Raw genomic sequence first — 9,331 nt, forward strand, 5'->3', positions numbered from 1 at the left:
ACGCACGATGTGCATCACTCGGTGGACGACGCGCCCTACGGCGGCGGGCCCGGCATGGTGATGAAAGCCCCGGTGTGGGGCGCCGCACTCGATGAAACATGCACTCCGGAAACGCTTTTGGTGGTACCCACACCGGCCGGTTCATTGTTCACCCAGGACACCGCGCGACGCTGGAGCAGCGAGGAGCATCTGGTGTTCGCGTGCGGCCGTTACGAAGGCATCGACCAGCGTGTCATCGACGACGCCGCTCGCCAGATGCGGGTGGCCGAGGTCTCGATCGGTGACTACGTCTTGCCCGGCGGGGAGTCGGCGACCGTCGTGATGATCGAAGCTGTGTTGCGGCTGGTGCCCGGGGTTCTGGGCAACCCCGCATCCCATCAGCAGGACTCGTTCTCTCCCGGCGCGGAGCGACTGTTGGAAGGTCCGAGTTACACCCGGCCACCGAGCTGGCGGGGCCTCGACGTACCCGACGTGCTGCTCTCCGGTGACCACGCCCGCATCGCGGCCTGGCGCCGGGAGGTTTCGCTGCAGCGCACCCGGGAGCGCCGGCCGGACCTGTTGGACTGACCCCCCTCGGGCGAGCAGACGCAAACTCGCATCCGACGCGCCCAAATCGTGCGATTTTGCGTCTGCTCGCAGGGGGAAGGTGCTGGCGGGGGGAAGCTGCTCGCCGGAGAAAGCTTAGATGCGGCCGTTGGGGAAGATCGTCTTGACGGCCTGGGTGATCGTCTCGCGCGCGGTGGCGTCGTCGGAAGGCTGCAGCGACTCGATCACCATGATGTAGCGGCGGTCGGCGCCGATCACACCGGTCGACAGGTGCATCCAGTCCGCGCCGATGCAGCACATCCAGCCCTGCTTGACGGCGACGGGTTCGGCGTACAAGCCGTCGGGAATGCCGAACCGCTGGGGGTAACCGTCGACGCCGTTCGGGGTCGACTGGGCAAGGTCGTTGACGATGACGCGGGCCCGATCCGCCGGAAGTCCGCCGGTGCCGTCGAGCAGCATCTCGTAGTACCGGATCAAGTCCTGCGCCGTGCTCACCGTGTTCCACCAGCGCCCGTCGCTGGGTGGCAACGTCGAGGTGAGGCCGTAGCGGCTCGCGACCTGGGTGATGATGGCGTCTTCGCCGTCCAGTGACCAGAAGCGTTCGGCGGCCCCGTCGTCGGAGGACTGCAACATCACGTCCAGCGCCTGGTGGTCCTCGGCCGACAGCGTGGCCTTGCCTTCTGCTTCGCGCAGCAGCAGGTCGTCGGCGATGAACAGTTTGGCCACCGACGCGGTGCCGACGATCTGCACGTTGCCGTTGGAGACCAGCTGGTGGGTGGCCCGGTCGAGGATGGCCACGGACAGGGTGGCGCCACTGGCCGCGGCCTGCTCGGTGGCCTGCTGGACGCGGGCCTGGGCGCCGCTGAGGCCGCTGATCGGCACCCGGGCTTCGGGCGCCTGCAGGGGGCCGACTTCGTGCAGCAGCAAGTCGACGACCTGCTGCTGAGGAAGTTGTTCGGGCTGGTGCTGCGTCCCGGGGGAGGGAGTGCTGTAGGCCTTCGCCTGGACCTTGGCCTCACAGCCGGCGACCACGACCAACGTCACCGCCGCCGCGGCGGTGAGCATTGTCAGCGGCCGTGCTCGCATACCACTTCCTTGTCTAGGTCGGCGGTGCAGATGTGTTCGTGGGCGGCCGCATCGCCATCGCCCCGGGCGTCACGCGGCGGGTTGGTCTCGCGCGGTTCGACCCCAGTCATATGTACCATTTGCACCGGCTTTCGGCCGGTCGCGAACCACCCGGATTTCCTGTGATTTTCATGGCATGCGTACCGTCTGGCACAATTGACCAGTTGTCTCCGACGTGTCAGCGGGCCGGGCCGCTTCCCGCCTGCTGCGAGATACACCCACAAAGCCCGAAACCATCGGCTTGGTGATCGACTCACGCCCCCGTGTGAGCGGTGACCACGCCGCGACCACGAGGAAGTGTCTTTCCAATGAACAGGCTGGACTTCGTCGACAAGACGTCGCTGCGCGACGACATCCCGGCCTTCCACCCGGGTGACACCATCAACGTCCACGTCAAGGTCATCGAGGGCGCCAAGGAACGTATTCAGGTGTTCAAGGGTGTGGTGATCCGCCGGCAGGGCGGCGGCATCCGCGAGACGTTCACGGTGCGCAAGGAAAGTTACGGCGTCGGCGTCGAGCGGACCTTCCCGGTGCACTCGCCGAACATCGACCATATCGAGGTGGTGACTCGTGGCGACGTCCGTCGCGCCAAGCTGTACTACCTGCGTGAACTTCGCGGCAAGAAAGCCAAGATCAAAGAGAAGCGCTGACTTGCCGCGCCTCGGCGGCCGATTCCGGCTGACTACGGTGGTCTCGTGACCGAAACCTCCGGCTCTCCATCGGATCGTCAGCCGGACTCCGCTCAGCCGGCGCCCGCGTCCGGCGACCCGGAAGTCGCTGCTGTGCCCGCCGCACCCGAAGAGGTTGACGACGACAAGTCGAAGAAGCCCAAGAAGTCGTCGCTGCGCGAACTGGCGACCCTGGCGATCATCGCGGTAGTCCTTTACTACGTCATGCTGACCTTCGTCGCGCGGCCGTATCTGATCCCGTCGGAGTCGATGGAGCCCACGCTGCACGGGTGTGCCACCTGCGTGGGCGACCGCATCCTGGTCGACAAACTCACCTATCGCTTCAGCTCGCCCAAGACGGGTGACGTCGTGGTGTTCAAGGGTCCGCCGAACTGGAACCTCGGCTACAAGTCGATTCGCTCCTCCAACACCGTGGTGCGGTGGGTGCAAAACGCGCTGTCCTTCATCGGCTTTGTGCCGCCCGACGAGAATGACCTGGTCAAACGCGTGATCGCGGTGGGCGGCCAGACCGTGCAATGCCGGTCGGACACCGGGTTGACCGTCAACGGCAAACCGCTCAAAGAACCGTATCTGGATCCGAGCACCATGATGGCCGATCCGTCGGTGTACCCGTGTCTGGGCAGTGAGTTCGGGCCGGTCACCGTGCCGCAAGGGCGGTTGTGGGTGATGGGTGACAACCGCACGCACTCGGCGGATTCCCGTGCCCATTGCCCGATGTTGTGCACCGGTGACCCGACCGCGGGCACCGTGCCGGTGTCCAACGTCATCGGCAAGGCCAGATTCATCGTGTGGCCGCCATCGCGGTGGGGTGGTGTGGGCTCGCTGAACCCTCAACAGGGGCAGTAGCCGATGGCCACCACCTGGCCGCCCCGGACGGTGATCCGTAAGTCGTCGGGCCTGCGCACGCTGGAATCTGCGTTGCACCGCAGCGGTCTGGGCCCGGTGGCCGGGGTCGACGAGGTCGGTCGCGGCGCCTGCGCCGGCCCGCTGGTGGTCGCGGCCTGCGTACTCGGCCCCAACCGGCTGGAAAGCCTTGCGGCGCTGGACGATTCGAAGAAGCTCACCGAGAAGGCGCGGGAACGGCTGTTTCCGCTGATTCGCCGCTACGCTCTCGCGTACCACGTGGTGTTCATCCCGTCGACCGAGGTGGACCGCCGCGGAGTGCACGTAGCCAACATCGAGGGGATGCGGCGCGCGGTGGCCGGGTTGTCCGTGCGGCCAGGTTATGTGCTCAGTGACGGCTTCCGGGTACCCGGACTGGCGGTGCCGTCGCTGCCGGTGATCGGTGGCGATGCGGCGGCCGCGTGCATCGCGGCGGCCAGCGTGCTGGCCAAAGTCAGCCGGGACCGATTGATGGTGGCGATGGACGCCGAGCATCCCGGGTACGGCTTCGCCGATCACAAGGGCTACTGCACCCGCGCGCACAGCCGGGCGCTGGCCGAGCTGGGCCCCTGCGCCCAGCACCGGTACTCGTTCATCAATGTGCGTCGGGTGGCGACTGGCTCGGAGGTGAAGGTGGTGGCCGAGTTCAAAGCCGACCCTCCCGCCGAGGGCGGCGAATACCGGTGAGGAAAGATGGGAACACGAGTTTCCCCCCGGCGAGCGGGCGGGCCAAAAGCCGGGCAAGTTGGGTTGGGAAAAGGACGTCTGAGCGGATGAGTGGCAGATGAGTGCAGAGGATCTCGAAAAGTATGAAACCGAGATGGAGCTCTCGCTGTACCGCGAATACAAGGACATCGTCGGGCAGTTCAGCTACGTCGTAGAAACCGAGCGGCGCTTCTACCTGGCCAACAGCGTGGAGATGGTGCCCCGCAACGCCGACGGGGAGGTCTACTTCGAACTGCGGCTGGCCGACGCCTGGGTGTGGGACATGTACCGCCCGGCGCGATTCGTCAAGCAGGTTCGCGTGGTGACCTTCAAGGACGTCAACATCGAGGAAGTCGAGAAACCGGAACTGCGGCTCCCGGAGTAGCGGTTTAGCCGCTGCCGTTCGTGCCGTCGAACGGCGGCTGACCGCGGCGGTCGATGACCCGTCGGGCCACGTCGGCCAGCTTGATGTTGAGGCTTTGGGAATGGCGACGCAGCAGGTCGAACGCCTGGTCCTCGTTCATGTCGTGCAGCATCATCAGCATGCCGACCGCTTTGCCGATCTCGCGGTTGCTCAGCAGTCCTCGCCGCAGGCTCACCGCGTCTTCACCCTGGGCGACCGCGTTAATCGCCACACTGGCGAACGCGGCCAGCACCGCCGCCCGACCGGCGGACTCGGTGTTGAACACGTTCGCCTTCTCGCTGAACAGGTTGAGCGCGGCGATCTTGCGTTTGTCGATCAGCAGCCGAAAGCCCATGGCCCCGCGCACCGGGGTTTCCGCGGTCAGCAACGAAGCAAACTTGGGCCAGTGGGATCCCGTGGTCAGATCCGGGTCGATCTGCGGCTTCTCCTCCTCGATGGCATCGATGCAGGGCCCATCGCCGGCGCGCCGCTCCAAATCGTCGATGCGGTACGCCAGCCGGTCGCTCGCGCCTACGGTCACATAGCGATCATTGCGGCGCACCAACAAGCTGGCGTGGTCGCAGCCCGGCACGATCAGGGTGGCCGCCACGCAGATCGCGGCATACATCTGCGCCGCGTCGGTGCCCTGGTAGATGATCTCGGCAAGGGCGGCGAAGACGGTGGCGGGGTCGGCCGTCGCTCCGCCAGGTGTCGACCCTTCGGTTTCTGTTGGCTGGTCCACCACGTCTTCCCTCCCTTCTGCCTCTCGGGGGCCCGGTGGCCCCGGTATTCACCACGGGCGCAACGGCCCCCGTGAATGCCCGTAGATTAACGGTCCTGAACATGACGTCACACTCCGACGGCGCGTTCCAAGTCTTTCAGTGACGTCTCTAAGTGCCCGAGCATGCGCTGCATATGAGGCACGCTGCCCCGGGCGCCGACGAGCCCGAAGTCGATGTTCTCCGCGTTGTTGGTGACGGTGATGTTCATCGCCTGACCGTCCAACGCGATCGACAACGGATAGTTGCCGACCATGCGTGCGCCCCGCCAGTACAGCGGGTCCTTGGTGCCCGGGACATTAGAGATAACGATATTGAACGGTGGCGGGGCCGTGCGGATAAATCCCGGAATCAATCCGAGGAACAAGCCGCCGGTCATGAAAGCCGACAGCGCCAACTGCTGTACCCGCGGCAGGTTGGTGAAGACCTCCTTGCTGTCGGACATGGAGGAGTGGATGCCTTGCAATCGCCGGCCGGCGTCTTCGATGTCGGTGTTGAGGTTGCACAACACCGTTCCCACCTTGTTGCCGCCGCTCTCACCGTCGTTATCGCTGCGCAGGCTGACCGGCACCATCGCGATCAACGGGTTGTCGGGCAGAGCGTTCTGTTCGATCAGATAGGCCCGCAGCGCTCCGGCGGACATCGCCAGCACGATGTCGTTGAAGGTGACTCCTGCCGCGGACTTCACCGCATTGATGCGCTCCAGCGACCACGACTGGGCGGCGATGCGCCGGGCCCCGCCGATGCGGACGTTGAACATGGTTTTGGGCGCGCGGAAGGGGAACGTGAGCTGTTGCTCGAGCAGCGCGGCACGCGCCAGCGACAAAGTCGACGGGGCAAGTGCCGCAGCCGATCCCAGGGCCCCGGTGATGGAGTCCAACGGAGACGACTGACGGCCGTGGTCGGTCCGTTGACGCGGCCCGAGCGCCCACGGCACCCGCACCTCGTCGTCGTTGGGGTCGCTGGTGAACGCACGTTGCAGCAGCTTCAGCGCAGACACCCCGTCCATCAGCGAATGGTGGAACTTCGTGTAAACCGCGTAGCGCCCGTCGTTCAGCCCTTCGACCAGGTGCGCTTCCCACAACGGGCGGTGGCGGTCCAGCAGGCTGCCATGCAGGCGTGAGGCCAGTTCGAGCAGTTCGCGGACCCGGCCCGGACGGGGCAGCGCGGACCGGCGGAAGTGGTAGTCGAGTTCGACTTCCTTCTCGAAGGACCACGCCAGATTGGTGAGCGGACCGAAGAACGCCGGATGCTTACGGAAGGTCGGCTGGACCTCGGTGCAGTCGAGCATCGACTCATAGGCTTCGGTCACGAACTCCGGACCGACATTTTCAGGAGGCTGGAAAAGCTGCAGGCTGCCAACATGCATCGGATGCTCGCGAGACTCGCCGACGAGAAACATGGAATCGGCCGGCTCTATCAGCTTCATGGATTCTCTCCCTGGTAGGTCTTTTCCCCACGGAATAGCCATGCGCAGCGGCTCGCACACATCCGGTTCGAATTGCACGCGTCGGCGCGGGTTTGGGTAGCGGCAAGGCGGGGAAGCTCGGACGGGTGGGACTAACTGTCGCGGTCACCGGACCGACTGGGGAAATCGGCATCTCGGCGGTCACCGCCCTGGAACGTGAACCCGCCGTGGAAAAGATCATCGGAATGGCGCGCCGGCCGTTCGACCCCAGAGTGCGTGGCTGGGTCAAGACCACCTATCAGGAGGGCGACATCCTCGACCGAGACGCGGTCGACGCGCTGGTCGAACAGGCCGACGTCGTGGTCCACCTGGCATTCATCATCATGGGGTCGCGCGAAGAAAGCAGCCGCGTCAACCTGCAAGGCACCCGCAATGTGTTCGAGGCGACCGTCGCCGCGCAGCGGCCGCGCCGCTTGGTCTACACCTCGTCGGTGGCCGCCTACGGATACCACTCCGACAACCCCGTGCCGATCACCGAGGACGTCCCAACGCGTGGTTCCGACGAACACTATTACTCGGCGCAAAAGGCCGAGTGCGAAAAGGTGCTGGCCGAGGTCACGGAAGGTTCATCACTGGAGGTCTTCGTACTGCGCCCCTGCATCGTGGCCGGGCCCGACGCCCACGCGTTGGCCGACGCGATGCCGTGGAATCAGCTTCCGGCGCCGGTCCGGGGGGTGGTATGCGCGGTCCCAGTGCTCAAGCCGGTGATACCGGACCCGGGTGTGCCGCTGCAGCTGGTTCACCACGACGACGTCGCCGCAGCGATCGCGCTGGCGGCAACGGCTCCCGCACCGCCGGGGGCCTACAACATCGCCGGCAAGGGCGTGGTCACGATCAGCGACGTGGCCAAGGCGCTGGGTGGGCGCCCGGTCCGGGTTCCCGCCAAAGCTGCCTCGGCGGCGTCGGCGGCGATCTCGAAGATGCCGTTCATTCCGTCGCTGCTGGAGTGGCTGCACACGGCGCGCACGTCGGTGGTGATGGACACCTCGAGAGCAGAACGCGAGCTGGGTTGGCATCCCACCCACTCCTCGGCGGAAACCTTGGCGCAGTTGGCCGCGGCCGTCCGCTGAGGGTCGGCAGCGGTACGTTGATGCGGTGAGCCACGTAACGGCGCACCGGCGGGTCAGGCATCTCACTGGTGACAAGTCGATCACCCGACCCGAAACACTGGCGGTCGAGGAGCCGCTGGAAATTCGGGTCAACGGGACGCCGGTGACGGTGACCATGCGCACTCCCGGCGCCGATATCGAACTGGCGCAAGGTTTTCTGCTGACCGAAGGGGTCATCACCAACCGCGACGACGTGCGGACCGTCCGGTACTGCGGGGGACGTGGCGACGACGGGTTGAACACCTACAACGTGCTCGACGTGACGTTGGCGGCGGGCGTGGAGCCGCCCGGGCTGGACGTCACGCGCAACTTCTACACGACGTCGTCCTGCGGAGTGTGCGGCAAGGCTTCGCTGGACGCGGTCCGGTTGATCAGCCGTCATTCACCCGGCGACGACCCGTCCATCGTGAGCGCTGCGACCCTGCAGGCCATGCCGAACCAATTGCGCGGGGCGCAGAAAGTCTTCGCCAGCACCGGCGGGTTGCACGCGGCAGCCCTATTGTCGGTCGACGGCACCATGCTCGTGGTGCGTGAGGACATCGGCCGGCACAACGCGGTCGACAAGGTCATCGGCTGGGCGCTGGAACACAGCCGGATACCGCTGGGCGCCACGGTCTTGCTGGTCAGCGGTCGGGCGTCGTTCGAGTTGACGCAGAAAGCCGTGATGGCCGGAATCCCGGTACTGGCAGCGGTTTCGGCGCCGTCGTCGCTGGCCGTCTCGTTGGCCGAGGAGTCGGGCGTCACGTTGGTGGCGTTTTTGCGCGATGAGTCGATGAACGTCTATACCCGGGCGGACCGCGTCACCTAATCGCTGTGGAGGAACCCCACACTGGGGATAACCCGCCGATTTCCAATGGGAGCGGCATGGTCTGCGACGCGCTCTGTCGGGACCAGGGCCCAAGCTCGCAGGCATGACGACCACGAAGACAATGACCCGCATCCAGCTGGGCGCCATGGGCGAGGCGCTGGCGGTGGACTTTCTGACCCGGGCTGGGTTGCGGGTCTTGGACCGCAATTGGCGTTGTCGCTACGGCGAACTCGACGTGATCGCCGCCGACCCGGCCACCGGGACGGTGGTGTTCGTCGAGGTCAAGACCCGCACCGGTGACAGCTACGGCGGACTGCCCTACGCGGTGACCGAGCGCAAGGTTCGACGGCTGCGCCGGCTGGCCGGGTTGTGGCTGGCAACCCAACACCAGGGCTGGGCTGCGGTGCGCATCGACGTCATCGGTGTGCAGATCGGACAGCGGCGCACTCCGGAGATCACCCACCTGCAAGGTGTGGGCTGATGGCGCTCGGGCGTGCGTTCTCGGTCGCGGTGCGCGGATTGGCCGGTGAGACAGTGGAAATCGAAGCCGACATCACCTCCGGGTTGCCCGGCGTGCACCTGGTGGGGTTGCCGGACGCGGCGTTGCAGGAGTCCCGCGACCGAGTGCGGGCCGCGGTCACCAATTGCGGCAACACCTGGCCGATGGCACGGCTGACGCTGGCGTTGTCCCCGGCGACGCTGCCCAAGATGGGATCGGTCTACGACATCGCCTTGGCCGCCGCGGTTTTGTCGGCCCAGCGCAAGAAGCCGTGGCACAAGCTGGAAAAGACGGTCCTGTTGGGCGAGTTGTCGCTGG

At 66.0% G+C, this 9,331-nt stretch carries 12 protein-coding genes and 1 pseudogene; 9 read left to right on the top strand and 4 right to left on the bottom strand.

The window, feature by feature from the left end:
• Nucleotides 1–567: tRNA (guanosine(37)-N1)-methyltransferase TrmD (gene trmD / locus A9W95_RS07805; RefSeq protein WP_067410462.1), on the top strand; the 567-nt coding region annotated here is incomplete at its 5' end.
• A gap of 114 nt (nucleotides 568–681) precedes the next feature.
• On the opposite strand, the gene A9W95_RS07810 is transcribed toward trmD, so the two are convergent.
• Together A9W95_RS07810 and A9W95_RS28200 are read right to left on the bottom strand one after the other, a co-directional pair.
• Entirely contained in the window at nucleotides 682–1,632 is a 951-nt protein-coding gene (locus tag A9W95_RS07810) for a hypothetical protein (protein ID WP_067410464.1), read from the bottom strand.
• Nucleotides 1,614–1,742 (bottom strand): hypothetical protein, encoded by a 129-nt coding sequence (locus A9W95_RS28200; RefSeq protein ID WP_256388884.1) that lies wholly within the window; start codon nucleotides 1,740–1,742, stop codon nucleotides 1,614–1,616. Before A9W95_RS28200 ends, A9W95_RS07810 begins: the two co-directional genes overlap by 19 nt.
• A 237-nt stretch (nucleotides 1,743–1,979) precedes the next feature.
• On the opposite strand from A9W95_RS28200, the gene rplS reads away from it, so the two are divergent.
• The 4 genes and pseudogenes from rplS (at nucleotide 1,980) to A9W95_RS07830 (ending at nucleotide 4,332) form a co-directional block, all read left to right on the top strand.
• Nucleotides 1,980–2,321 carry a 50S ribosomal protein L19 gene (rplS, locus tag A9W95_RS07815; protein ID WP_067410467.1) on the top strand — a complete coding sequence of 114 codons (342 nt, stop codon included), beginning with the start codon at nucleotides 1,980–1,982 and terminating at the stop codon, nucleotides 2,319–2,321.
• Between the two features lie 45 nt (nucleotides 2,322–2,366).
• Nucleotides 2,367–3,206: a signal peptidase I gene (gene lepB, locus A9W95_RS07820; protein ID WP_067410470.1), complete on the top strand. Its 840-nt coding sequence runs from the start codon at nucleotides 2,367–2,369 to the stop codon at nucleotides 3,204–3,206.
• Between the two features lie 3 nt (nucleotides 3,207–3,209).
• Nucleotides 3,210–4,030: pseudogene (locus A9W95_RS07825) on the top strand (ribonuclease HII).
• Nucleotides 4,027–4,332, top strand: coding sequence for a DUF2469 domain-containing protein (locus A9W95_RS07830; protein ID WP_012393608.1), 306 nt, complete (start codon nucleotides 4,027–4,029; stop codon nucleotides 4,330–4,332). Before A9W95_RS07825 ends, A9W95_RS07830 begins: the two are co-directional and overlap by 4 nt.
• Before the next feature lie 4 nt (nucleotides 4,333–4,336).
• Here the strand turns inward: A9W95_RS07830 and A9W95_RS07835 are convergent, their stop codons facing one another.
• Both A9W95_RS07835 and A9W95_RS07840 read right to left on the bottom strand, forming a co-directional pair.
• Nucleotides 4,337–5,092 carry a GAF and ANTAR domain-containing protein gene (locus tag A9W95_RS07835; RefSeq protein WP_253851591.1) on the bottom strand — a complete coding sequence of 252 codons (756 nt, stop codon included), beginning with the start codon at nucleotides 5,090–5,092 and terminating at the stop codon, nucleotides 4,337–4,339.
• A gap of 107 nt (nucleotides 5,093–5,199) precedes the next feature.
• The gene (locus A9W95_RS07840) at nucleotides 5,200–6,558 is read right to left on the bottom strand and encodes a wax ester/triacylglycerol synthase family O-acyltransferase (RefSeq protein ID WP_067410477.1); all 1,359 of its coding nucleotides are present in this window, start codon (nucleotides 6,556–6,558) and stop codon (nucleotides 5,200–5,202) included.
• A 125-nt stretch (nucleotides 6,559–6,683) separates the two neighbouring features.
• Between A9W95_RS07840 and A9W95_RS07845 the strand changes: the two genes are divergently transcribed.
• From A9W95_RS07845 to A9W95_RS07860, 4 genes are all read left to right on the top strand, one after another.
• Nucleotides 6,684–7,667 carry an NAD-dependent epimerase/dehydratase family protein gene (locus A9W95_RS07845; protein ID WP_067410486.1) on the top strand — a complete coding sequence of 328 codons (984 nt, stop codon included), beginning with the start codon at nucleotides 6,684–6,686 and terminating at the stop codon, nucleotides 7,665–7,667.
• Nucleotides 7,668–7,692: 25 nt separating this feature from the next.
• Nucleotides 7,693–8,514 (top strand): formate dehydrogenase accessory sulfurtransferase FdhD, encoded by an 822-nt coding sequence (gene fdhD, locus A9W95_RS07850; protein ID WP_067410480.1) that lies wholly within the window; start codon nucleotides 7,693–7,695, stop codon nucleotides 8,512–8,514.
• Nucleotides 8,515–8,617: 103 nt separating this feature from the next.
• Nucleotides 8,618–8,995: a YraN family protein gene (locus A9W95_RS07855; RefSeq protein WP_067410483.1), complete on the top strand. Its 378-nt coding sequence runs from the start codon at nucleotides 8,618–8,620 to the stop codon at nucleotides 8,993–8,995.
• The coding region (locus A9W95_RS07860; protein ID WP_172826581.1) for an ATP-binding protein at nucleotides 8,995–9,331 on the top strand (337 nt) is incomplete at its 3' end. The genes A9W95_RS07855 and A9W95_RS07860, both read left to right, overlap by 1 nt.

The organism is Mycobacterium sp. 1423905.2 (genome assembly GCF_001673155.1).
Taxonomy (GTDB): domain Bacteria; phylum Actinomycetota; class Actinomycetes; order Mycobacteriales; family Mycobacteriaceae; genus Mycobacterium.